Annotated in this window: 22 protein-coding genes; 11 read left to right on the top strand and 11 right to left on the bottom strand. The window is 49.4% G+C overall.

The window, feature by feature from the left end; genetic code table 11:
• Window positions 1-13: 13 nt before the first annotated feature.
• A complete protein-coding gene (locus MKQ68_RS22230) occupies window positions 14-1,039 on the bottom strand; it encodes an SPASM domain-containing protein (protein WP_264281002.1) in 1,026 nt (341 codons plus the stop codon).
• Window positions 1,040-1,150: 111 nt separating this feature from the next.
• On the opposite strand from MKQ68_RS22230, the gene MKQ68_RS22225 reads away from it, so the two are divergent.
• Window positions 1,151-1,912, top strand: a complete 762-nt coding sequence (locus MKQ68_RS22225; RefSeq protein ID WP_264281001.1) for a glycoside hydrolase family 25 protein — start codon at window positions 1,151-1,153, stop codon at window positions 1,910-1,912.
• A gap of 4 nt (window positions 1,913-1,916) precedes the next feature.
• The gene (locus MKQ68_RS22220) at window positions 1,917-2,204 is read left to right on the top strand and encodes a hypothetical protein (protein ID WP_264281000.1); all 288 of its coding nucleotides are present in this window, start codon (window positions 1,917-1,919) and stop codon (window positions 2,202-2,204) included.
• Here MKQ68_RS22220 and MKQ68_RS22215 read toward each other — a convergent pair whose 3' ends face one another.
• Window positions 2,205-2,756 (bottom strand): CAP domain-containing protein, encoded by a 552-nt coding sequence (locus MKQ68_RS22215; RefSeq protein WP_264280999.1) that lies wholly within the window; start codon window positions 2,754-2,756, stop codon window positions 2,205-2,207. It abuts the gene before it with no gap.
• A gap of 443 nt (window positions 2,757-3,199) precedes the next feature.
• Window positions 3,200-3,739: a CAP domain-containing protein gene (locus MKQ68_RS22210; protein WP_264280998.1), complete on the bottom strand. Its 540-nt coding sequence runs from the start codon at window positions 3,737-3,739 to the stop codon at window positions 3,200-3,202.
• Window positions 3,740-4,260: 521 nt separating this feature from the next.
• On the opposite strand from MKQ68_RS22210, the gene MKQ68_RS22205 reads away from it, so the two are divergent.
• Window positions 4,261-4,884 (top strand): YiiX family permuted papain-like enzyme, encoded by a 624-nt coding sequence (locus MKQ68_RS22205; RefSeq protein ID WP_264280997.1) that lies wholly within the window; start codon window positions 4,261-4,263, stop codon window positions 4,882-4,884.
• 45 nt (window positions 4,885-4,929) lie between these two features.
• Here the strand turns inward: MKQ68_RS22205 and MKQ68_RS22200 are convergent, their stop codons facing one another.
• On the bottom strand, window positions 4,930-5,559 hold the full coding sequence (locus tag MKQ68_RS22200; RefSeq protein ID WP_264280996.1) for a murein L,D-transpeptidase catalytic domain family protein: 630 nt from the start codon (window positions 5,557-5,559) through the stop codon (window positions 4,930-4,932).
• Window positions 5,560-5,667: 108 nt separating this feature from the next.
• Between MKQ68_RS22200 and MKQ68_RS22195 the strand changes: the two genes are divergently transcribed.
• Entirely contained in the window at window positions 5,668-6,375 is a 708-nt protein-coding gene (locus MKQ68_RS22195; protein ID WP_264280995.1) for a DUF4377 domain-containing protein, read from the top strand.
• A 46-nt stretch (window positions 6,376-6,421) separates the two neighbouring features.
• Here the strand turns inward: MKQ68_RS22195 and MKQ68_RS22190 are convergent, their stop codons facing one another.
• Entirely contained in the window at window positions 6,422-7,111 is a 690-nt protein-coding gene (locus MKQ68_RS22190) for a response regulator transcription factor (RefSeq protein ID WP_244836392.1), read from the bottom strand.
• Between the two features lie 9 nt (window positions 7,112-7,120).
• Window positions 7,121-8,794 (bottom strand): sensor histidine kinase, encoded by a 1,674-nt coding sequence (locus MKQ68_RS22185; RefSeq protein WP_264280994.1) that lies wholly within the window; start codon window positions 8,792-8,794, stop codon window positions 7,121-7,123.
• Between the two features lie 227 nt (window positions 8,795-9,021).
• On the opposite strand from MKQ68_RS22185, the gene MKQ68_RS22180 reads away from it, so the two are divergent.
• Together MKQ68_RS22180 and MKQ68_RS22175 are read left to right on the top strand one after the other, a co-directional pair.
• The gene (locus MKQ68_RS22180) at window positions 9,022-9,879 is read left to right on the top strand and encodes a GLPGLI family protein (protein WP_264280993.1); all 858 of its coding nucleotides are present in this window, start codon (window positions 9,022-9,024) and stop codon (window positions 9,877-9,879) included.
• An 81-nt stretch (window positions 9,880-9,960) separates the two neighbouring features.
• A complete protein-coding gene (locus MKQ68_RS22175; protein WP_264280992.1) occupies window positions 9,961-12,828 on the top strand; it encodes an outer membrane beta-barrel family protein in 2,868 nt (955 codons plus the stop codon).
• A gap of 90 nt (window positions 12,829-12,918) precedes the next feature.
• Here MKQ68_RS22175 and MKQ68_RS22170 read toward each other — a convergent pair whose 3' ends face one another.
• On the bottom strand, window positions 12,919-13,236 hold the full coding sequence (locus MKQ68_RS22170) for a hypothetical protein (RefSeq protein WP_264280991.1): 318 nt from the start codon (window positions 13,234-13,236) through the stop codon (window positions 12,919-12,921).
• Between the two features lie 237 nt (window positions 13,237-13,473).
• Here MKQ68_RS22170 and MKQ68_RS22165 point away from each other — a divergent pair, with 237 nt between their 5' ends.
• On the top strand, window positions 13,474-14,367 hold the full coding sequence (locus MKQ68_RS22165; RefSeq protein WP_244836384.1) for a hydroxypyruvate isomerase family protein: 894 nt from the start codon (window positions 13,474-13,476) through the stop codon (window positions 14,365-14,367).
• 63 nt (window positions 14,368-14,430) lie between these two features.
• Here MKQ68_RS22165 and MKQ68_RS22160 read toward each other — a convergent pair whose 3' ends face one another.
• The 3 genes from MKQ68_RS22160 to mqnC all read right to left on the bottom strand — a co-directional run bounded on the left by MKQ68_RS22160 (window position 14,431) and on the right by mqnC (window position 17,144).
• On the bottom strand, window positions 14,431-14,973 hold the full coding sequence (locus MKQ68_RS22160) for a GNAT family N-acetyltransferase (protein WP_264280990.1): 543 nt from the start codon (window positions 14,971-14,973) through the stop codon (window positions 14,431-14,433).
• A gap of 94 nt (window positions 14,974-15,067) precedes the next feature.
• On the bottom strand, window positions 15,068-15,712 hold the full coding sequence (locus tag MKQ68_RS22155; protein WP_264280989.1) for a hypothetical protein: 645 nt from the start codon (window positions 15,710-15,712) through the stop codon (window positions 15,068-15,070).
• A 307-nt stretch (window positions 15,713-16,019) separates the two neighbouring features.
• A complete protein-coding gene (gene mqnC / locus MKQ68_RS22150) occupies window positions 16,020-17,144 on the bottom strand; it encodes a cyclic dehypoxanthinyl futalosine synthase (RefSeq protein ID WP_264280988.1) in 1,125 nt (374 codons plus the stop codon).
• Between the two features lie 168 nt (window positions 17,145-17,312).
• Here mqnC and MKQ68_RS22145 point away from each other — a divergent pair, with 168 nt between their 5' ends.
• The 3 genes from MKQ68_RS22145 (at window position 17,313) to MKQ68_RS22135 (ending at window position 21,158) form a co-directional block, all read left to right on the top strand.
• On the top strand, window positions 17,313-18,527 hold the full coding sequence (locus MKQ68_RS22145; RefSeq protein WP_264280987.1) for an aspartyl protease family protein: 1,215 nt from the start codon (window positions 17,313-17,315) through the stop codon (window positions 18,525-18,527).
• A 108-nt stretch (window positions 18,528-18,635) separates the two neighbouring features.
• Entirely contained in the window at window positions 18,636-19,874 is a 1,239-nt protein-coding gene (locus MKQ68_RS22140) for a M16 family metallopeptidase (RefSeq protein WP_264280986.1), read from the top strand.
• Between the two features lie 39 nt (window positions 19,875-19,913).
• On the top strand, window positions 19,914-21,158 hold the full coding sequence (locus tag MKQ68_RS22135) for a M16 family metallopeptidase (RefSeq protein WP_264280985.1): 1,245 nt from the start codon (window positions 19,914-19,916) through the stop codon (window positions 21,156-21,158).
• 847 nt (window positions 21,159-22,005) lie between these two features.
• Here MKQ68_RS22135 and MKQ68_RS22130 read toward each other — a convergent pair.
• Window positions 22,006-22,437: a YybH family protein gene (locus MKQ68_RS22130; protein ID WP_264280984.1), complete on the bottom strand. Its 432-nt coding sequence runs from the start codon at window positions 22,435-22,437 to the stop codon at window positions 22,006-22,008.
• Window positions 22,438-22,543: 106 nt separating this feature from the next.
• Between MKQ68_RS22130 and MKQ68_RS22125 the strand changes: the two genes are divergently transcribed.
• A complete protein-coding gene (locus MKQ68_RS22125) occupies window positions 22,544-23,734 on the top strand; it encodes a DegT/DnrJ/EryC1/StrS family aminotransferase (protein WP_264280983.1) in 1,191 nt (396 codons plus the stop codon).
• The last annotated feature ends 97 nt before the right edge of the window (window positions 23,735-23,831 follow it).

Below are 23,831 nucleotides of genomic sequence, written 5' to 3'. Positions count from 1 at the left end.
TATGTAATGATCGCTAACCCCAAACTCTCGTTCCTTCACTACAGTTAGCGCAAATATCAATGTTTTTACGGCCCTTCATGATCTGCGTCCGGAAGCGGATGTACTGATCGTCTTGCCACAAGGTTTTAAATGAGTCTTTCTTCAGATCGCCCAGGCGATGTTGCGCATCCTTATCAAAACAGCAAGGCACCACAAGCCCATCCCAGGTAATCACCGGCGAATGCCAAAGCCTCCAGCAATGATTGCCCAGTTTGTTTTTGATCGCGTAGGTGCCATCTTCCTTGCGGTGGTAGCGGGAGTATTTATCGATTGTCGGGATCAGTCGGTTACCTTCTTCATAATCATACACCTGCGCGGTTTTGAAGCGTACTTCGTCCACCCCTATCTCTTTCGCCAGCTTTTTGATATCCTCGATCTGGTGCTCGTTCGGTTTTACCACCAGGAACTGGAAGAATACAAACGGCTTTTTAGAGTTCAGCTCCTTTTTCCACTTCACGATGTTTTTCGCTCCCTGGATCACTTTTTCGAGGTTACCACCTACGCGGTATTGCGTGTAAACATCCTGCGTGGTGCCATCAATCGAAATGATGAGGCGGTCCAGGCCACTTTCTACGGTTTTTTTCGCGTTAGCGTCGGTCAGGTAGTGGGCGTTGGTGGAGGTGGCGGTGTAAATTCCTTTCCCGGAAGCGTATTGTACCATTTCCAAAAAGCCCGGGTTGAGGTAAGGTTCGCCCTGGAAGTAGAAAATGAGGTACATGAGCTCCTTATGCAGCTCGTCGATCGTTTTCCTGAAAAAGTCTTTTTCGAGCATGCCCGTCGGGCGGGTAAACGCCCTCAAACCACTGGGACATTCCGGGCAACGCAGGTTGCAGGAGGTCGTGGGTTCGAAAGAAATTGAGATGGGAAGTCCCCATTGCACCGGCTTTTTAAGCATTTTGCTCACATAAAAGCTACCGAGTACCTTGCCGGCATTCCAGGCGCGGCGGATGGTAAACTTTGACATGAAATTAAGTGCGTCATTCAGGTTAAAATCGGGCATGGTTCAATCCTTTGTATGGTAAAAATAAGATAACCTGAGCGGTTATGTGCATATCTTAAGAAAATATTGCTTTATACTTGCTGTCTATTTCTATATCATACCCAAATAATTGTGAGTCGAAAAAAACAATCCAGCGGGTCTTTTTTCATTTTGCTGGTGCTTTTAGGCCTGGCGGCTGCGGGCGCCTGGTGGTGGTTAAGCCGTCAACAGGACCTGGAATTTGTGCGGTACGAGGAGTTCGGCATTGATATGCCGGTTAATTATTCCGTTCATGGGATCGACATCTCCAAGTTTCAAAAAGATATTAACTGGATGGCGGTGAAGCAAATGCAGGTGGATAATATCCGCATTTCCTTTGCCTTCATGAAAGCGACCGAGGGTATTACCCGGCAGGATGCCACCTTCAAACGAAATTGGGTGAAGGCCCGGCAGGCAGGTATTATTCGTGGTGCCTACCACTTCTTTTACGCTACCCGCGATCCACTAAAACAGGCAATCAATTTCAGGAACGTGGTGGAATTGGAAAGCGGCGACCTCCCTCCTGTTCTCGACATAGAGGTGCATAATAATCAAAGCCCGGCGGTTATCAGAAGTACGGCCAAGATCTGGCTGGAGGAAATGGAAAAGGTGTACGGCGTTAAACCGATCATCTATACCAATGTTAACTTTTATGAAAAGTACCTTGGGTCGGAATTCGATAAGTACCCGCTTTGGGTGGCGCATTATTACCAGAAGGATAGGCCTCGCATCAACCGTAAATGGGTATTCTGGCAGCATAGCGACATCGGCCGTGTGAACGGGATACGCGCCCGGGTAGACTTTAATGTTTTCAAAGGTGATAGTGCCGCATTAGTAAAATTGTGCTTACCTTAATTATATGACTAACCAGGAGCATCCGCAGGAAGAGGATAAGAAAGAAGAAGAACAGCAAATGTCTCCGGACGTACAAATGCTGTTCTACTTTATCAAGATCATGCGTATGATCTTTTTATTCATGATACTGATGATGATCAATGTATTTTTCGGCCTGTACCTGGGGTTTGCGGTGCCATCTGAATCTACGCCCTTAAGGCTGGGGTTGTTTTATACCTGGTTCGGCATCAGCCTGGCAGGCTTTATTTATGTTTGTTGGAAGATGTGGCGGAAAAAGATGCCCGCCCCCTGATTATTTAGTGTTGATGACCCCGAAAGCCTGCGTCCAGTATTCATTATACCTGCCAACGCCCATTTCTTTCATGGAACCGTTCATGAGGTTTTTGCAATGCTCCGGACTTTTGATCCAGCCAGCGATTACTTCTGCGGCATTTTTAGGGCCTTTGGCAATGTTTTCGGCATAAGCGTTCCAGCGGTAGCCAACAGCATCCAGTCTTTTACCCGGCGTATCGCCATTGCGGCTGTTGTGAGAGAAGTAGCTGTTGTCGCTCATGTCTTTGCTATGCGATACGGCGGCGAACTCGAGCAGCTCGTTCCAGGCAATCGCACCTACGGCTGGCATTTGTGTACCGCCACAGTTACAACCTTTTGCACGGGTTTCGTTTACCAGCAGCAGCAGGCTATCTTTATTGATTTTATTTTCGATGATCGTTACGGTAGGTTCTTGTCCTCCGTTACCTGGCACAGGCCTGGTGGGTGACAAATCCACCTCTTTCGCACAGCTTGAAAAAACGATTACAAGCGTTATCAGGGCAGCAACATTACGAATTACATTATTTTTCATTATTCCCAGTTAAAGTGTATAGCGAAATAGGTACTGGGTTTTTCTTAAGCAGGATCGGATAAAACTACGTGAGGTATTCAGAGGAAAGGGTTAAAATCGGGGACCTTGGTCGTGTTTGATGGTGTAAAGGTAATTCCGGGAAATGAAAAGTCAAGAGGTGGGATTGCTAAAGAGATGTTAACGGGATTTTGGCGGGTCTATTAATAAGATACGCGAATGTACGTGTTACAAAAAGCGGGAACTCCGTAGTGGCGCTAAAGCAGCCTCCTTTCACTGATCAACCTCACGACCGGGATATGGAAAATCGTTGTAACGCTTTGGCAAGCAATTGTTAATGATATTCCGGTAGCCGGGAGGCCGCTTTGGCGCCACTGGTCGTTGGAGCCCCGCATGGTTATTCCAGGTATGTACTTAAGCTGTTGGATGTTATTGCTGTGTCTCTGTTATTTCGCTTCTGCAAATTCCTGCGCCCAGAAGTTGCCCACGAGCGCAACCCCCATTTCTTTGTAGCGCGCATTCATGATCACCTGGCAGTGGGTGGGGCTGTTTAACCAGCCGGCCATTACCTGTTGTTCGCTGAGAATGCCCAATGCAAGGTTTTCGCCATAGGCTGCCCATTTGTAACCCACATTCGTGATACGCTGACCGGCATTGGAACCATTGGCGCCGGTGTGGCTGAAGTAGCTGCTGTCGCGCATTTCTTTTGCGTGCAGATAGGCCGCCTGTTCCAGCTTGAGGTTCCAGGTGACCGGGCCAACCGGGGCCATTTCTACACCGCCACAATTACAACCTTTGGCTCTTGCTTCGTTTATCAGTTCGAGCATTACCGCTTTGTTCACATTATTGTTCATGGTAAAAACCGTGTCTCTTACCGCTATTTCGTTGGCGGGAATAATTTCCGTGGTACTTTCTTTAGCGCAGGATACGAAAAGTAAAGACAAGGCGATGCCAATTGGCATAATGCCATTGAAGAATAATTTCATTTGTAATTATTTAAGCAGTAATGTTTACAAAGCGTGTTTCAAGGGACGATGGAAAAAATCAGCAGTCTTTGTATAGGATTCGTTGGCTAAAACACACGCGTCAGTTGGCGTAGGCTATTGTTTCATTGACAGTGCAAAGGTAGTCCTCGGTTTCGTTAAATTCCCATTAACAATGTAAAATTCGAGTTAAGCCCCATTTGTTAACGGTGCCCGACGTAGGTTTTTCATGTAAGGTTTGCGCTATCGGTAAGGAGTTTGTTAATCGTCTATAACGTCGTCTGATAAAAGGTTTTTCTAAATGTTAATGGTTATTGTTAATGATGATAGATTTTCATATGACGAAAATATAAACAATGAAATATTTTTCCAAGCATTAGATAAAATAATAATTTACGTAGTATTTTAACATACGGAATGGTGTAATATGAGTGAATGGATAGTCAATTCGCCTTACTATTTCTTTTTTGATTGTTAATGCCGACATTTGAAATAGGCTCATTAACAAATCGGGCTGTTCCTCCATGAGAAAGTTCCTGTTTACCCACGCTTTTGTTCTCTGTGCAACAATATCCGCCGCATTGGGACAGTCCAAAATTCCCACGGACTCCATCCGGGAGGGTGATATCGTTTTCCAAAGCTCCATATCTCCACAATGCGAAGCCATTAAACAAGCTACGCATTCGCCATGGACGCATTGCGGAATGGTATTTAAAAAGGACGGGAAACTATATGTATATGAAGCCATTGAGCCGGTTACCTACACGCCGCTGGCCGATTGGACCGCACGGGCGCCCAAACACTTCGTGGTGAAGCGCCTGAAGAACGCGTCGGTCCTCACGCCCGCAGTCATCACGAAGATGGAAACTGCCGGCCGCAAGTACTACGGCAAACACTACGACTCCTGGTTCGAGTGGTCGGACGAACGCATTTATTGCTCAGAACTGGTGTGGAAGATATATAAGGAGGCCGCCGGGCTGGAAGTCGGCGAACCGAAGCCGCTGGGATCCTACGACCTGAGCAGCGATATTGTGAAACAAATAATGGAACAGCGTTACGGTAAAAACATCCCTTTAAAGGAAAAGATGATCGCGCCTTCTGCGATTTATGCATCGGAGCTGTTGCGGACGGTGTATGAGGCGAAGTGACTGGTTGGAAATGAAGCACACACTTCGCTGTATGAAGCGAAGTAACTACTTATAAATCTCCAGCAACACCGGCTTCTTCTGCTTATCCAGCAGCAACTGCAATTCCGCGAAATAATCAGGGTTCAAGGTAGGGCAACCATCGCTGCGGCAAATGCCCAGGAAGTTTTCGCTTTCGGGAACGCAGCTGTGCGCATGCAGCACGACGAAACGCTTAAAGGCGTTGCTATTGGTATTGCTAAGGCCATGTAATTTATAAGCCCACCCAAATTTACCATAATACTTTGCCCCTATCTTATACCGGCCTGGCGACGAGCACTTGCTTCCCTCAACGTTCGAAAACGGAACGTCTTCGGTGAGATAATTACTGCCCTGCCCATGCGCCACCAGGGCCATATTGATCGGCTTATTTTGTTCAAGGTCGTATAACACAAATCGTTTTCTGCCCGAGCGAACATGAAAGTCAATGAGCAGCGCGTACTTCGTGTTGTACTTGTTAAGCATCGCATACTCCTTTAGGGCCGCCGCTTTCTTTTTAAGCCGCACCAGGTCGAGCTTTTTTACGGGTTCATCGTCAGCCTCTGTTGTGTGGCCGCTTTTGTTTTGTTTGCGAGGGTTACAGGCGAACAGGCAGCCTATCAGCAGGAAATAAAAAAAGAAAACAGGTTTTACGGGCATAGCGCTTGTATAGGATACTGGGATGCGGTCTGCTTGTTATTCCACAGCCGCGCCGCAATATACGATACAGATTTTTAGGTAACTTGTCCTGGTTTAAATTGATCGCGCATGAACTATCCAATGCTTCGGTGGATATTACCCGCCGCACTGCTCGCCTCCTGCGAAAATCCGTCCGGCCAGGCGGGACGTCAATATATGGATAGCGTCAACATCCAGCCAGACTCGTTGTTCGCAGGGTTTTATGAAGATAGCCTGCCCGCTGCCGGCATCGTTCGGCTTACGATCAGCAAATCGGGCGAAGCGCGCCTCGTTACAGATCATCAGAATTTTAGCCCGGAAGTTATACAGATCGGCAGCCTGCAACCGCTGGACAGCAACAAGGTGCAACTGAGCCTGGTGACTGTTGGGGTAGGCGATCCCGTGAAAGACACGTTCATTCTTCGCAGCCAGGATGACGGATTCGTTTACCAGGGCACCGCGTTTGGCGGAGAAGCACTGCATCTTCAGAAAAAAGAAAAACCAGCGCCACAACCCCGCGATCTTATATTTTGGATAAAGAGTGAGTCCGAATGCGACCTTGGCCCCGGCTTTGGCAAAACGCCTTGTTACCAGGTGCAATACGGCGACCGGCCGGTGGGCCCGCAGGAAGCATGGGAAACATTATCCGAACCCATAACCGGATTCACATTCGAAAAAGGATTTTTGTACAAAGTGAAGGTAACCCGCATCCCGCGCGATACGATGGTGCGTAATCGCGGGCCGTATGAGTTTCGTTTAACGGAACTAGTGGAAAAGCAGCCTGTTGGTAACAAATAAAAAAGGCCCCCGGCGTACCGGAAGGCCCTGTGGCTGAGACAAAGACTTAAAAAATAAGTTTATAGCCGATGCCGCGAATGTTTACGATCTGTATACGCGAATCCTCCTTCAGGTAGCGGCGTAGTTTGGTGATGAACACATCCATACTGCGCGCATTAAAAAAGTTATCGTCTCCCCAAAGATCAAGCAGCATCGTTTTACGCTCCATCACCTGGTTGCGGTGCAGGCAAAGGCGGCGAAGGATTTCCGCCTCGCGGTGAGACAGGAACTCCGTGTGACCGTTGCGGGTAAGCGTTTGGCGTGCGTAATTAAATACATACTGACCAATGGTAATCGTATCGTCTGCAGGGGTGGTGGCTGGTTGTTGATTTCCGAAACGGGCGAGCAGCGATTTCATACGCACGATCAACTCGTCCATACTGAAAGGCTTTTTCAGGTAATCGTTTCCTCCCAATTCAAAACCCTTCACTACGTCGGTCGTTTGCGATTTAGCGGTAAGAAAAATGATCGGCGTAATTTTATCCTGCCTGCGAATATCTGTTGTAAGCGTGAAACCGTCCATTTCGGGCATCATAATATCGAGTACGATAATGTCCGGTTTGTGTTGCTGATATAAGTCCCAGGCTTCGCGGCCATTGCTGGCATACAGCATGTCGTAACCGCGCGTTTCCAGGCTGTCGCGAACAATTTGGCCCAATTGCCACTCATCTTCTACCAATAAAACTTTTGCGCCCATCTGATTAATTTATGCCGGGATGTCTATAATAAATTCGCTGCCGGTATCCGGTTCGCTCTGCACGGTAATCGTACCATGATGTTTCTCCACGATCTTTTTCACATAACTCAGTCCCAATCCGAACCCCTTCACGTTATGCAGGTTGCCCGTAGGCACGCGGAAAAACTTGTCAAAAATATTTTCGCGATACACCTTCGGGATGCCGATGCCATGGTCCTTCACACTTACCGTAAGGCGGCCGTTGTTGCGGGACAGGTGTATAGTAATATCCGCTTTTTCTTTTGAATATTTGATGGCATTGTCGACCAGGTTGCTGATAGCGTTGGAAAGATGCGTACGATCTACCTCCACGAGCGGCTGCGTCAGCGGGTGGAAGTGGAACGTTACCGGCTTGCCCGCTTTTAACTGGTGATTGGTCATGATGTTCTCCACCACTTCATTCAGGTCCGTTTCTTCGATAAAGAGATCGAAGTCCTCTTTTTCTTCGGCGGCGATGTGTAATACTTTCTCTACCAGGTCGGACAATCTTTGCAATTCCTGTTTGGAGATGTCGAGGTACGTTCGCGTTTTGCGCTGATCGTTCAGTGCATTAAAATTCTGCATGGCTTCTACTGCGGCATACACCGTAGCGATGGGCGTTTTAAGTTCATGCGTCATATTGTTGATGAAATCGTTCTTGACTTCTGATAGCTTCTTTTGTTTGAGGATGGTGCGCATCATATAAAGGAAGCAGGTGGTGGTGAGCAGCAGCAGGGCGAGTGAGCCAGCCAGTATCCACAACATTTGCTTCAGGATGTATTGCACCGGCGCTTCGAACGACGCCTGTACGAACAAGTTGCTCAGCGGATTAAAAGGTATCCTGGGCGTTTGTAACGGCCCACGGAACCGCAAACTATCCCGAAAGCCCTCGCGGCTCATGTTCCCGAAATTTACCTGGAAGGTGTCCAGTTTGTAATTCGTGTAGATATTCCGGTTGCGCAATTCGTGTTTATAGATAGAGTCGAGTTTTTTTACAGAGAAGCGGTCTTTATATACATTGTTGATAATCAGCAAATCCGAAATCTGCTGGGCAATGGAATCTGCATAAATACGAAGTGAAACGCCGTCTGGTAAAGCCCGGGCGGAGTCGGCCTCCGTGCGGAACGTGGTATCGAACCTGAACCGGTTGGCTGCTATGGAGCCGGAAAACCGCAGTCCCTCCTCGGCCTCAGCGGCTCGTGCGGGATAGAACGGGACCGACACTGCCGACGCGCTTTCTACCGGATGAATATGCACAAACGAGTCGATCATCGGAAATCGTGTAACCACGCGTACACGAAAATCTTGTTTAAGCCTTTTGCCCATACGCGGTTCGCCATCTTCGTGCGCAAAGAACATATAGCCGCCCAGGGAATCACTTTTCCCTGCAAAAAAACCAGCGCCACGCCCCACGGAATCTTTGGCCCGAACGCTTGGGAAAGAGCGGCCGAATCCCCGTTCGCGGTCGTGCGATGCACCGAGCAGCCGCCTCACATCGTTAAACTGTTTGCTGTAAACTGCCGTGCGTAGGGCCTCATTAATTTCTTTCCCGAACTCCTCCTGCCGTATCCTATAGGTGCGATACAACCAGTAGCCCTGGAAAAAATAGATGCCCAGTATACACACGCTCATCAATATGATAATATTCCGGATTCGGTTTCGCATCAGTACAAGATAAATTCATTTGCCCTTTTCGGGGTAAGGGATTCCTGCAAAACTATCCATTTACCGGCATCGACGCGTAACTGCTTAACAGTAATTAACAGTAAATAAGCCTCGTTAACGGTTGTGCCGCAACCATTAACAGTAATTAACAGTAAATAATACTCGTTAACCACGCAGCGAAAAACAATGCCGGAGATTTGTATCGTCTTATAAAACAGATGATCACTATGAACTGGAAGGTTAAAGCATCCCTGCTTTCTACGGCTTTATTAAGCTGCACATTCTCTCTCAGCGCCCAGGAAACGTCGGGTGTAATTACATATGAAACTATGAGCCGCATGAGCGGCGAGTTCTCGGGTCGTATTATGATGCGGGCCGGCGGCAGCGAGGCGGTCACCATGGAAATGCCCGATGTTATCACCACCAACCAGGTTTTTACCTTCAATGGCATATTCGGAAAACTGGCCAATGAACAGGGCTCCTTCTCGTCTTTTCCCATGGGTGCAGTGCCTGCAGGCGGCCGTCAGACAGTGATTATCAACGCAGCACCGGCATCCGGCGGCGCAAGTGCCGGTTCTGCCCGTCCATCAGCCAATGGCGCCGGACAGGGATTACCGCAATTCCCTTTCACTAACGCAACGTATATTGACCTTTCAAAAAAGCAGTTTTTGCAGGTAGTGGAAACCACCGGCGAAAAAAAGGAAGCATGGTTTGCGGCAGAGCCGTTCAAAGCGGCAGAGGATTTTAAGGAAGCAGACAAAACCAAAAAAATTGCAGGCTTCAACTGCAAAAAAGCAACAGCCAAACTAAAGGACGAAACGTTTACGATCTGGTATACCACCGAGATTCCGTTAACCTTTTCTCCCATAAATGGTTTAGTGCCACCCGCTGGCGGATTTGTACTTTCTGCCGAAAGCAGCAGCCGGTCTTTCGTGGCAAAAAAAGTTGAAATGAAGCCGGTACAACCTGGTGAAGTGATGCCGCCCGCCACGGCCGATAAGGTGGAAACGACAGAATTGGCAAACAAACGCAGGCAACTCATGGAAAAATTCCATAACGAGCAAATACAAAAACAACAACAATAGTAACCATTAAGCATTTAGTAGCAGCACTAGTCTGAAGCACGCCTGAACGACTACGTATAGAATTACAGCTCAATCCCTTGTATGAAGCATTCAATTTTTACACTCTTATTCGCATTACTCACCGTAACGGCCATGGCCCAGAAAGGGCGCGTGAAGGGCGTTATTTCCGATAAAACAACTAAAGAACTGCTGCCCGGTGCAACCATCGCCGTGCTGCATGCGAAGGACTCGTCTATCGAGGCGTCTTCTTTCGCTGATAAAAATGGTGCATTCGACATTCAGGGAATAGATCCGGGCAAATACCAGGTGTTTATCACCTACATTGGTTACCAGGGTTTTTATAAAGCGGTCACCATTGGCGATTCTACCAAAGTAATTGATCTCGGTGGCATCACACTCTCACAAAAAGGTGTAGCGCTGGGCGGTGTAGAAATCGTGGAGCAGGTACCGCCTATCAAGGTAAAACAGGATACGCTGGAGTTTAACGCCGGATCTTTTAAAGTGCGGGAAAATGCGCTGACGGAAGATCTGTTGAAAAAACTGCCGGGCGTAGTCGTAGATAAAGACGGCGCCATTAAAGCGAACGGCGAAACGGTAACAAAAGTGTATGTAGACGGTAAGCCGTTCTTCGGCAACGATCCGAAAATGGCCACCCGCAACCTGCCTGCAGATATCGTGGATAAAGTGCAGCTGATCGATAAAAAGTCGGACCAGGCGGAGTTTACCGGCATCAACGACGGGGAGATCGAAAAGATTATTAATATCACGATTAAGCAGGATAAACGTAAAGGTATTTTCGGTCGCGGTACCGCCGGTATTGGTACGGACGATCGTTATGGCGCTACGGGCAGCTTCATGAACTTTAAAGACATTCGTAAAATTGCTTTCGTAGGCGGCGCTAACAATGTGAACAACATGGGCTTCAGCTTCCAGGACCAGTTCGGCTTCGGCGGTGGTGGTGGCGGCCGTGGCGGCGGCGGTGGCGGTATGGGCGGCGGCAATGGCTCCGGCATTACTTCCAGCTGGATGGGCGGCGTGAACTTCAGCGACGAATACGGCAAAAGGAAACAAGTGCGGATGACGCTCAGTTATAACATCGCCGACATGAAACGCGAGTCTGGCACGTGGACGCGCAGGCTTACGCCGTTAAACGACGGAGGTACGCAGCAGTCGAACGACACGGTAACGGGTCTTACCAAAAACCTGAACCACCGTTTGAACGGCCGCATCGAATGGGACATTGACTCTTTTCACTCCGTGATCATCAATCCACAGTTTTCGTATAGTACACAAAACAACGAATCCAACTCGGCCAGCTTTATTAAGTTTACGGACGATGGGTCGCCGGTTACCCGCAGCCAACGGTTCAACACCAACGAAGGCAATCGCCCGGATGTGAGCGGCGATATCCAGTTCCGTAAAAAGTTCCGCAAGAAAGGCCGCACGGTGAGCGCCACCTTAGGGTACGGTTACAATAGCAATAACCAGGACCGCTTTACCGATGGTTTTGCCGAATATTTCCAGAGAAGTGAAATAGACTCCATCAACCAGCTGGCAATTACCGATAATTCGGCTAAGTCTGTAAACGTGCGGGTGGATTATACGGAACCGATTTTTAAAGACCGCTTCCTGGAACTGAACTACTCCTACCGCAGCAATAATTCCGACAACGATCGCCTCACGTATCAATATAATCCGATCACTGACCGGTACGATCTGCTGGACGAAGGTCAAACGAACCTGTTCCGCAACGAGTTCGCGAATCAACAGGCCAGTGTTGCCATCCGTACGCAGAAGTTGAAATACGACTACTCGATCGGCGGCCGCATCCAGATCAACGACCAGGTGAACAACAATATTTCCAGGGGAAACATTACCAGGCAAAATTCCGTGAACTTCGCGCCTGAAGCACGTTTCAATTATAACTTCAGCCGCAGCAAACGCCTGCGTTTAAACTACCGCGGCCAAACCAACCAGCCAAGCATGAACCAGTTGGCACCGGTGCCCGACTCTACCGACCTGCTGTATGTACTGAATGGTAACCCGGACCTGGCGCCTTCGTTTACACATAGCATGCAGGGTAGCTTCCAGTCGTTCGATCCGGCAAAAATGAGTGGCTTCTTTATCAACCTGAACGCAAGCTACACGCAGAACCAGATCGTATATTCCGCAGTGCTCGACCGCAACAGCGGTAAAACTTCCGCCCAGTACGTGAATGTGGGCAGCGGTAACTATAATGTAGGCGCAAACGTTTCTAATACCATTCCGCTTTTCAATAAGGTTACTTCGTTGAACACCAATACCTCTTTGAACTACGGCCGCTCTGTAAGCTACATTAACCAGGGCCTGGCAAATACCCAGAACCTGGCGGCCGGCGAACGCGTAAGCCTCAGTTATTTCTTTAAAGAAGTGTTTGACGTATCGGCCGCCACCTTCATTAACTACACTGCCGCCCGTATTTCCGGCGACTCGGTGAAGTCGAGGGATAAAGCGCAGAACAACACTAACTTCTACGACTTCGGCGGCTCGCTCGATGTGAATGTAAACCTGCCATTAGGTTTCCGTATAGGCGCTGATGTGGATTACACCGCTAACCGTGGCCGTGGCGAAGAGTTCGATCTGGACTTTACCATGCTGAACGGCTTCGTTTCCAAAAGCCTGTTCAAAAACAAAAAAGGTGAAATCAAAGCGCAGGTGTTTGACCTGTTACGCCAGAACATCGCCATCAACAGGACGGTGAACAACGGTATTATTACCGACTCCCGCAGCCTGGTATTGCAACGTTATTACATGATGACCTTTACCTACATCTTCGGCAAGTTCGGAGGTGGCAGGGGCCGTGGTCGTGGGCCGGAAGGTATGCCGGGCGGTGAGTTCCGTCGTGGTGGCTTCCCTGGCGGGCCTGGCGGCGGCTTCCCCGGAGGCGGCGGTTTCCGCAGAGGAGGATGATCATTTGACAGCATAAAAAAACCACCGGGGAGATATACTCCGGTGGTTTTTTGTTTTATGGATGGCTCCCGTTACCGTTTCAAAAGCGGATCACTTTACATGCGTGCCCGTTACGGGCACCATGCGTTTCTTCGTGCGTGACAGCCTTTTGCCGGTAAAATATCGTAAAACCCAGCCTAACGTGAATGAAGGAATGAAGTCGAGGCCGGGGAACAGTTCTTCAATGAAATTGAATACGCTACCGAAAGTACCCAGCGAACCGCCAAACATCCGGTAAAAGATGATGGCCGAAATGGGCGCCCAGATCACATCGGCTACCTCGCCAAAAAGAGGGATCGCATAACTGGCGTAGCCGATCAAATCCATTACGAGGCAAAACATCAGTCCGGGGGTATATTTTCTTTCCATAACTACCGCGTTTTAATTAATAAATCAAAATGCTTACCAAAATGTTACGGTGTTGGAACACTGTAGGGATATTACTTTTACTAACGTACGCAGCCCGTTCGCGGTTCATTTTATAACCCGTTTGCAGTGAGTATTTTATCGCGTTAACAGCTAATTAAGATTTGCCTTACCACTCCCGGAAAAAAACCTTGCAATCCCGCCTATTTTCACCTAATTTCATCCCGTAAAGACTGCTAAATGTCAAAACAAGAATCCCGCAGAGATGCGATTAAAAAAGTAGCGACAATGGCCCTCGCAAGTTCCGCGTTATCTTCCCTCGCCACCCGCGTGGAAGCGCACGAATCTAAAATGGACACAAAAGTGAAAGGCAACATTAACCACTCGGTTTGTGCCTGGTGTTATAACGGCATTTCGCTCGACGATCTGTGTAAGGCCTCCAAAGAATACGGCATCGCTTCCATCGACCTGGTTGATCCCAAGGATTTTGATATTGTGAAAAAGCACGGCCTCACTGTAGGCATGGTGGCTTCCATCAACAAAGACTGGGGCATTTCCAAAGGCTGGAACCGCATCGAACATCACGACAGGCTGGTGGAGTACTACCAATACCTGATCGACGAAACGGCTAAAGCCGGGTTCACCAACCTGATCTGTTTTTCTGGCGACCGTAAGGGGTTAGACGATGAGCAGGGGCTGAAAAACTGCGCCGAAGGTTTAAAGAAGGTGATGAGCTACGCCGAAAACAAAAAAGTAACACTCGTCATGGAGCTGTTGAACAGTAAAGTGAACCATAAAGACTACCAGTGCGATCACACCGCCTGGGGTGTAGAGCTGGCGAAAGCGATTGGCTCTGAGCGTTTTAAATTGCTGTACGACATTTACCACATGCAAATTATGGAAGGTGATGTAATCCATACCATCCGCGACAGCCAGCAGTACATTGCGCATTACCACACCGGTGGCGTACCTGGTCGTAATGAAATTGACGAAACACAGGAGCTGTACTACCCGGCGATCATGAAAGCGATTCATGATACTGGTTTTAAAGGATTTGTAGCGCAGGAGTTTGTGCCGAAGCACAGCGACAAACTGGCCTCTTTAAAGCAGGCCATCAACATTTGTGATATCTGATAAGGAATACGCTTTTTGTAAGCTATGCGGGGACGGGCCAACAGCCTGTCCCTTTTTTATGGATTACCCTTTCCAGTCCGCCTTCAGCATACCCATCACCACCGTATCCATATACTGGCCGTGCACCTTGGCACTGTGGCGTAAAATCCCCTCGCGGGCAAAGCCCAATTTGATGGGAATGTAGGCGCTACGCTCGTTCTGCAGCACGAAACGGATCTCTATTTTGTTAAGCCTTAATTCTTTGAAGGCGAAAGTGATCAACGCGCGGCAGCTCGACGATACTAATCCCCTGCCCTGCCACGCTTCGCCTATCCAATAACCGATTTCCGCAGTTTGAAGCGTATGGTCCCAGTTGTGGAGGTCGATTACGCCGCAAAGTTCTTCGTTGTGCCAGATGCCGAATGCGATCGCTTCCTGGTCGTCGGCCTTGCGTTGCATGAGTTGGATGAAGCGCAGCGAATGTTCTTCGTTGGTATTGTAATCTACCCACGGCAAAAAGCGCCGGAGGTTTTTACGGGAAGTGTTGATTTGCCGAAACACCAGCGGGGCATGTTCCGGTTGCAGCTGCCGCAGGCAGGTGTGGTCGTTTACCTTCAATTCTAACATAGCGGGGTGGTAAACTTACGATGTTATGGCCCAAAAAGCAAACCGGCGGGCCTTAAGAGGCCCACCGGTTGTAGGTTATGACTAGCAAATGTACTTACTTGTTGGAGGAGAGCAGTTGTTGCTTCACCATGTCTTTTACCACCTTCTGACTATACACCACCGCTAAACGCGCGGCTGATGGCGGATCGAATGATTCCGACTGGGCGGAGTATACCATTTTGCGATCGCGCATGTCGTAGAGGTTACTTTCCAGGAAGTAGCGGGTATTAGTGGTGTAGTAACCAGGCTCGTAAATGTTGTTGAAGCGCCAGTTATAATAACCCCAGAACCTGCCATAGTAGGGCGAGAACGGTGCGTAAGCCACGCGGCCGGGCACATATTGCTTCTCCCTCGCTTTATCCAGCATGACGATCGTCATCACCTGGTCGATGTCGCGCTGGCGAATTTGTTTAAGCGCCGCTTTTTCGTTCGTGTTGCGGAAGGCTTGCGGGCCGTATTCCTGTACCGACGATACTGCGTTCACGCCTTTTTGTTTCAGCGCCAGCACCATTTCCTGTTCCATACTGCTGCGTAATGCGCCTTCTTTTTGCGGTACCAGTGCCATGACCAGTACTTTACTTTGTGGTTGCAGCGCGCCTGCATCCTGGTTTTTCCAGGAGGAGGTCACTTTTGTGCTGCTGGAGCAGGCCGCCAATACCAACATCGCGCCTGCCATCATCCATATGCCTACCTGTTTCATCGTTTGTTGATTTGTGTTTTCCTGCGTATAGAACGCAAAATTGCTTCCGGGTTTAATCGGTCGAGCGGCATTTAACAATACTTTGGGCAAGATGTTAAAAAAGTGAAAAGGGGTTAGGGCATCATCTTTTTCTCCTCTCCTCTTCCCCCGTTGCGTCGCACACTTCAGCGGTAGTTTCCTGCTGGTCGAAAAGCGCATAGAAAGTTGAAGTGTGCGACGCAACGGCGGCTGCACCAGGGAAGGAAAGCTGGGGACACGAAAAAGCCGCACCGTTGCACGATGCGGCCTGTATAAAAACATGCTATGTTTAGTAAGTGATCACCTGCTCCTCGATGGTGTTCGGGATTTCGCGGAATTGGTACAACTGCGTACGCAGCTGCGGCTCAAAGCCTGCCTCGCGGATCGACTCCTGGATGGATTTGTAGGTGAAGCGGTGAGGAGCACCGGCGGCGCTTACTACGTTTTCTTCGATCATGATAGAGCCAAAGTCGTTGGCGCCCGCATGCAGGCTCATTTGTGCCACCTGTTTGCCCACCGTCAGCCACGATGCCTGAATGTTTTTCACATTCGGCAGCATGATGCGGCTCATGGAAATCATACGCAGGTACTCTTCCGCCGTAGATGTATTGCGAACACCGCGGATGCGGGCCAGCAGGGTGTCTACGTCCTGGAAGGTCCAGGGGATGAAGGCGGTAAAGCCATAGTGACCTTCGGGCTTTTCGCTCTGCACCTGGCGAATGTCCACCAGGTGTTCGAAGCGCTCCAGCACGGTTTCTACGTGGCCAAACATCATGGTAGCCGAGCTGGCGATGTTCAGTTTATGTGCCGCACGCATCACGTCCAGCCACTCCTGCGCACCGCATTTGCCTTTAGAAATAAGGCGGCGAACACGATCGTTCAGGATTTCGGCGCCGGCGCCGGGCAGACTGTCCATACCCGCTTCCTGTAAGGCGCGCAGTACTTCTATGTGCGTACTTTTTTCCAGTTTGGTGATGTGTGCCACTTCGGGTGGGCCGAGGGCATGCAAACGAACATCGGGGAACAGCTGCTTCAGCTGTTTGAAGAGGTCTACATAAAACGATAGGCCCAGTTCCGGGTGGTGACCACCCTGTAACAACAGCTGATCGCCGCCGTACTTCACGGTTTCAACGATCTTTCGTTTGTACTCTTCGATGTCGGTAATATAAGCTTCCGGGTGGCCGGGAATGCGGTAAAAGTTGCAGAATTTGCAATTGGCCGTGCAAACGTTCGTCGTGTTCACGTTCCTGTCTATCTGCCATGTTACCTTTCCGTGCGGCACTTGTTTCTTCCTAAGCTCGTTGGCGATGTGCATTAACTCCGTCAACGGGGCCTTTTCAAACATATACACCCCTTCTTCCGCTGTCAGGAACCCAAATTCCTGCGCCTTTTTGTATAGATCCCGCAATTGCATAATAAGCAAAGGTACAAAATAACTAATCGCGTGTGGCAACTGCTTTGTATGGGTTTAAGCGCTCATAACCAACGCTTTATTGAATCGCATGGGGTTTCTTGCCGCTTATAATAAAAAGATGTGCGCGGCTGGAGCTTTTACATTAAATTTATAGTAACACCCGCGATGATGCGCCAAAATCTGTCACGAACACTGTTTGGTATTATCCTGCTTATCACCACGTTATCGGCCCGGGCGCAAAGCTCCGGGGTTGACATCAGCGGGCAGGATGTTTCCCTTGTCACCAAGTTTCCCTTTCGGCAATACTATGGCGGCGTGGTGGTGATCCGCGCCACGATCGGCGATCATCCGGACACGTTACAATTCATTCTCGACACCGGCAGCGCCGGCATATCACTCGATACGTTTACCTGCATTCGCCTGGGGCTTAAACTTACACCCTCCGACCGCATCGTTCGCGGACTCGGCGCGTCTAAACAAGTATCTTTTGCGCAGGACTATAAACTGAATTTGCCGGGGCTCACCATCGACAGTCTCGACTTTCACGTAAACGATTATGAACTCATCAGCCAGGTGTACGGTTTGCAGATAGACGGCATTATCGGCTATAGTTTACTCACGCGGTACGTGGTGACCGTCGATTATGATCATGAAGAGATAGGCATTTACACCGAAGGCAAGGTGAAATACCCGCGCGGTGGGTTCCTGCTGAAGCCGAGCATCTCTAATATTCCCATTGTAGGCGCGCCGTTGCGCAATGGTAAACGCACTTTTGACCAGCGCTATTACTTCGACACCGGGGCCGGCATGTGCCTGCTGTTGTGTAACCAGTTTGTGCATGACAGCACCATCCTGGTAAAAAAGAAGAATAAGGTGATACAGACGGAGGCCCAGGGGCTTGGCGGTAAAATGAGCATGAACATCACTACCGTACAGGAGTTCAAGATCGGGCCTTACGCGTTCAGGAATGTGCCCACTTACCTGTTTGACGATATTACCAACATTACCTCCTATCCATCGCTGGGCGGCATGATCGGGAACGACTTGTTGCGCCGCTTCAATCTCATTCTCAACTACGATAAAAAAGAGATCTTCCTTTACCCCAATACGCATTACCGCGACCATTTTGACTATTCTTATACCGGCCTTATATTATACCTGGTCGACGGACGGGTGGAGGTGACGGACGTCATCAAAGCCTCGCCGGCAGAGAAGGCGGGCATCAAGAAAGGGGACATAGTGATGTCGGTGAGCAACAATTTTTCCGGCAACCTGCAAGTGTACCGCGATTTGCTAAAAAACGTAGGCTCCCGCCCGACCATCCTGCTGATGCGGGATAAAGAGCTGCTGATCAAAAAAATGGTGATCCGCAGCATTCTCTAGTACGTTATTTGCCCGTAAAAGCGGCAATAGGCCACTTAACCTGAATGTTATACCTTTGTTCGCCTCCGCTCCACGCGGTGCGGCGGCATTCTTCATTAAAAAGTAACTATGATCCACTATAATAAATTTACCCTTTCAAATGGCTTAAGGGTGCTGGTGCACGAAGATCATACCACGCCCATGGCGGTGGTAAACGTGATGTACGATGTAGGCGCGCGTGACGAAGACCCATCCAAAACCGGCTTTGCTCACCTGTTCGAACACCTGATGTTCGGCGGTTCCATTAATATCCCAGAGTACGACGAGCCCCTGCAGATGGCGGGCGGCGAAAACAATGCGTACACCACGAACGATCTTACCAACTATTACATTTCCCTGCCCGCCGAAAACCTGGAAACGGCCTTCTGGCTGGAAAGCGATCGTATGTTATCGCTCGCTTTTTCCGAAAAAAGCCTGGACGTACAGCGTAAAGTAGTAAGCGAGGAGTTTAAAGAACATTACATCAACAAACCTTATGGTGATGTATGGCATAAAATGCGCGAGCTGGCGTACAGCACGCATCCGTATCGCTGGATGACGATCGGTAAAGAACTTTCGCACATCGAAAACGCAAGCCTGGATGACGTGAAGTCATTCTTTTTCCGCCACTATCGCCCGGTAAACGCCATACTCGTAGTAGGCGGCAACGTGAAAACCGAGAAGGTGCGTGAGTTGGCTGAGAAATGGTTCGGCGACATCGCTTCCGGCGAAAAACTGGTGCGTAATCTGCCGCAGGAGCCTAAACAACAGGGCGCACACTTGCTGGAGATAAGGTCAAAAGTGCCATTGGACGCCTTGTACAAAGCGTATCACATGTACGGCCGCCAGGACCCACGCTATTATGCCGCCGACCTGTTGTCGGACGTGCTCAGCGGCGGCGGATCATCACGTTTACACCAGGTACTTGTGAAAGAAAAGAAACTGTTTTCCAACATCGACTGTTATCACTTCGGTAGTCTCGACGCTGGCCTGCTTACCATTGAAGGTAAACTGGTAAAGGGCATCAAAATGCAGGATGCGGAAGCGGCGGTAAACGAGGAGATTCGTAAAATACAGGAAACAAAGGTGCAGGACCGCGAGCTCGAAAAAGTGAAGAACCGTGTGGAAAGCATGTTGGCTTTCGAGGATATGTCGCTTTTAAACCGTGCGAACAACCTGGCTTTTTATGAACTGATCGGCAACGCTGAACAGATGAATACCGAGTTCGAAAATTACCAACGCGTAACCGCGGAGCAGATCCAGGAAGAAGCACAGCTCATTTTCGACGAAAAAAATTCCAACACCATTCATTACTACGCAGAAAACTAATATGATAAACAGAACGAAGGCCCCCTGATAAAAGACGCGGTGGAGTTTGATGTGGTGCTGAAACCTTACGAAAAACATGTGCTGGATAACGGCATCCCTGTATACGTTGTACCCTCCGACGAGCAGGAAACCCTGCAGCTGGAACTGGTATTTCCCGCAGGCAGCTGGTACGAAACAGAAAGCCTGGTAGCCTCGGCGACCAACTTCCTGATGAAGAATGGCACCAGCAAACACTCCGCCCTTGAAATCAACGAACAGATCGAATACTACGGCGCTTACCTGAACCGGGCCAGTCACCACGAAAATGCGACTTACACGTTGCATAGTTTAACCAAACACGTGGAAAAGCTGTTGCCTACCCTGGCCGAAGTAGTGCTGGACCCCGCTTTCAGCGAGGAAGAGCTGGCGACTTACAAACAAAACATGAAACAACGGTTAGTGGTGAGTCTGCAGAAATGCGACTTCGTAGCCAACCGTTACATCGATAAATACCTGTTCGGTGAGTTTCACCCGTACGGCCGCGTGAGCTCGATGATGGCGTATGATGCGTTGCAAACCGAAGATCTGCGCGCGTTTTACAAGAAGCAATACACGTTTAACAACTGCCGCATTTTTATGGCGGGCAACCTGCCGGCGAACATCATCCCGTTGCTGAATCAATACTTTGGCAGCAGCGAATGGAATGGCCGCAGTGAGTTGCTTCGTCCGGAGTTGCCGATATTACCGGCTGAGGAAAAGAAGCATCGCATCTTCAACGATGAAAATGGCGTGCAGGGTGCAGTGCGTATTGCCCGTCCCTTCCCGAACCGCTATCACCCCGACTTTCCAAAAATGCTCGTCCTGAATACGATTTTCGGCGGTTACTTTGGTTCCAGGCTGATGAGCAACATCCGCGAGGATAAGGGTTACACCTACGGCATCTACTCACACATCTACAACTTCAGGCAAAGCAGCGCCCTTAACATCCAAACCGAAGCCGGCCGCGATGTATGCGAGGCCACCGTAGCCGAGATTTACAAGGAGCTGGATATTCTGCAGCGCGAACCCGTACCGGAAGACGAGCTGCTGCTCGTTCGTAATTACATGATCGGCTCCATCCTGGGCGACCTGGACGGTGCCTTCCAGGTGATTCAGCGTTGGAAGAATTTGATTTTGAATGATTTGGATGAGAATTACTTCTACAACAACATCAACACGATCAAAACGATCAGCGCGGCAGAGTTGCAGATGTTGGCGCAGCGGTACTTTAATAAGGAGGATTTTTACGAGCTGGTGGTGATCTAAACCAGTGGAAATAATGGGGAAGCCGTGGCATTGCGCTGCGGCTTTTTTGATCTCTTCGTTTATAGAGATCAAATATGAAAACGGAAGTGCTGCGGCGAAAATTATATGATTATATAAAGAGTGCGGAAGATAGAAAGATTAGAGCGCTATACACGATACTTGAGCTGATATCAATACAAAGGAAGATACCTGGAAGGATAAGGAATTTCTGGAAGAGCTGGAAAAAGGGCTGCGTCCTATAAATCTGGTAAGGCAAAAGGATTGGAGTGGGGTGAGGTGAATGGACGGGTTTGTTGATTGGCTCCTGGACGATGTAATTGATTCCTGGGTGTCGTCAGCGGGTTCCTGGACAATGTAAATTGATTCCTGAGTGTTGTCAGCGGGCTTCTGGACGATGTAAATTGTTTCCTGGGTGTTGTCAGCGGGCTTCTGGACAATGTAAATTGATTCCTGGGCCTTGTCAGCGAGCTCCCGGGTGCTGCCGCTGACACCTTGGCGTTGTCAGCGGCCTTCTGGGCATTGTCAGCGGCCTCCAAACTTGTGTAAATGTCTCTCAAACTCCCGCCACCTGACAGCAAAACAGTGTAAGCGCCCCGCAAACTCCCGCCAGCTGACAGCAAAGCAGTGTAAGCACCCTGCAAACTCCCGCCACCTGACAGCAAAACAGTGTAAGCGCCCCGCAAACTCCCGCCACCTGACAGCAAAGCAGTGTAAGCGCCCCGCAAACTCCCGCCACCTGACAGCAAAACAGTGTAAGCGCCCGCAAACTCCCGCCACCTGACAGCAAAACAGTGTAAGCGCCCTGCAAACTCCCGCCACCTGACAGCAAAACAGTGTAAGCGGCGCTCTAGCTACTGTGATCCGCAATAATCTTCCACTCCCCATCAATCTTTTTCATCGTCAGGCTGAAATGCCCATTCAGATCACCGATCGTACGGGTGAGATGCCATTTGCCAATCACCAGGTAAACGCCGGTAGCGAGCAGCTTAAACTCCAGCAGGTCGAACTTCAGCTGGCCCATGGCGGCTTTGTCCGGGTAGCCTTTCTTGTAATTATCCAGCGTTGCCTGCCAGCCGTACGTCACGCCGTTTTTGCCAATGAACATTAGCGAATCGGATTTCCAATAGGTGGTCATGAAGCCCTCCAGGTCCTGGCGGTTCCAGGCTTCAGACTGTACCTTCATCAGCGCTTTTATCTTTTCTACTTCCTTTTGCTGGGCATTTGCCGTGAAATTGCCGCCGAAAACAAGTAGTGCAGTGATAATGATGAGTGAACGCATGTTAAATTTTTAGCAAAAGATAAACAGTTTTTAGCACGCAGCATGTTCCGATTATGCTACCTTTGCACAACATAAAAAAATAGACCGAAGTATAAAAATATAAGCTATGCCCGGATATGAACTCTTCGACGACGCCGAAAAGAAAGAAGTAATGGATGTACTGGAAACAGGCATCTATATGCGTTATGGCTTCGATGGCCCACGTAACAACGTATGGAAAGCAAAAGAACTGGAACAGGCGCTCACCGAACGTTTCGACGTGAAGTACGCGCAGCTCACTTCCAGCGGTACCACCGCCCTCTCTACCGCCATGGCCGCACTTGGCATTGGTTATGGTGATGAGGTGATCATGCCTACCTTTACTTTCGTGGCCAGCTTCGAAGCAGTACTTTCCGTTGGCGCTATCCCGGTACTGGTGGATGTGGATGACACGCTCACCCTGGACCCGGCAGCTGTTAAAGCCGCCATCACACCTAAAACCAAAGTGGTAATGCCGGTACATATGTGCGGCGGCATGGCCGACCTGGATGCACTCAAAGCCATCTGTAAAGAACATAACCTTCTGCTGCTTGAAGACGCCTGTCAGGCCATCGGTGCTACTTATAAAGGCCAGGCACTGGGCTCTATCGGTAATGCCGGCACTTTCTCGTTCGACTTCGTGAAAACGGTTACCTGCGCCGAAGGTGGTGTAGTTCTTACCAACAGCGAAGACGTATACACTAAATGCGACGGCTACACCGACCACGGTCACGACCACCTGGGCGTAGATCGTGGTGCAGACCTCCACCCTTTCCTCGGTTACAACTACCGTATTTCCGAACTGCACGCAGCAGTAGGTCTGGCACAGATCCGCAAGCTCGACAAGTTCCTGGAAATTCAACGCAACAATAAACAAGTACTGAAAGCCGCCCTGGAAGGCATTCCCGGCGTAACTTTCCGCCGCCTGCCCGATCCTAAGGGCGATGCGGCTACGTTCCTCAGCTTCTTTCTGCCGGATGCAGAGAAAGCTGCTGCGGCTGCTGCTGCCATCAAAGCTGCTGGTATTCCTGCGTTCTACTGGTTCGATAACAACTGGCATTATGTGCGCAAATGGAATCACTTCACCAATGGCGTTTCATTGACTGGCTTCGGTCCGGAAGTGAAAGCGGTGATGGATACTTACAAAACCAAACAGTTCCCTGCTTCTGATGCGATCATCAGTCGTACAATTTCTACCCCCATCAACCTTGCATGGGACGAAAAAGAACTGGAAGCCCGTGCACAGAAACTGGCCAAAGCGGTAAAAAGCGTTTTATAATCTGAGATGATCACATTTTTCACCACGATATAAAGGAGTGGCGCAGCGCTAAACGTTGTGCCGCTCCTTTTTGTTTGTTAGAAAGATAAAAGGACGG

The organism is Chitinophaga horti, assembly GCF_022867795.2.
Taxonomy (GTDB): Bacteria; Bacteroidota; Bacteroidia; order Chitinophagales; family Chitinophagaceae; genus Chitinophaga; species Chitinophaga horti.
Note: the sequence above shows the minus strand (reverse complement) of the source record. Positions and strands in the feature narration are given on the sequence as shown.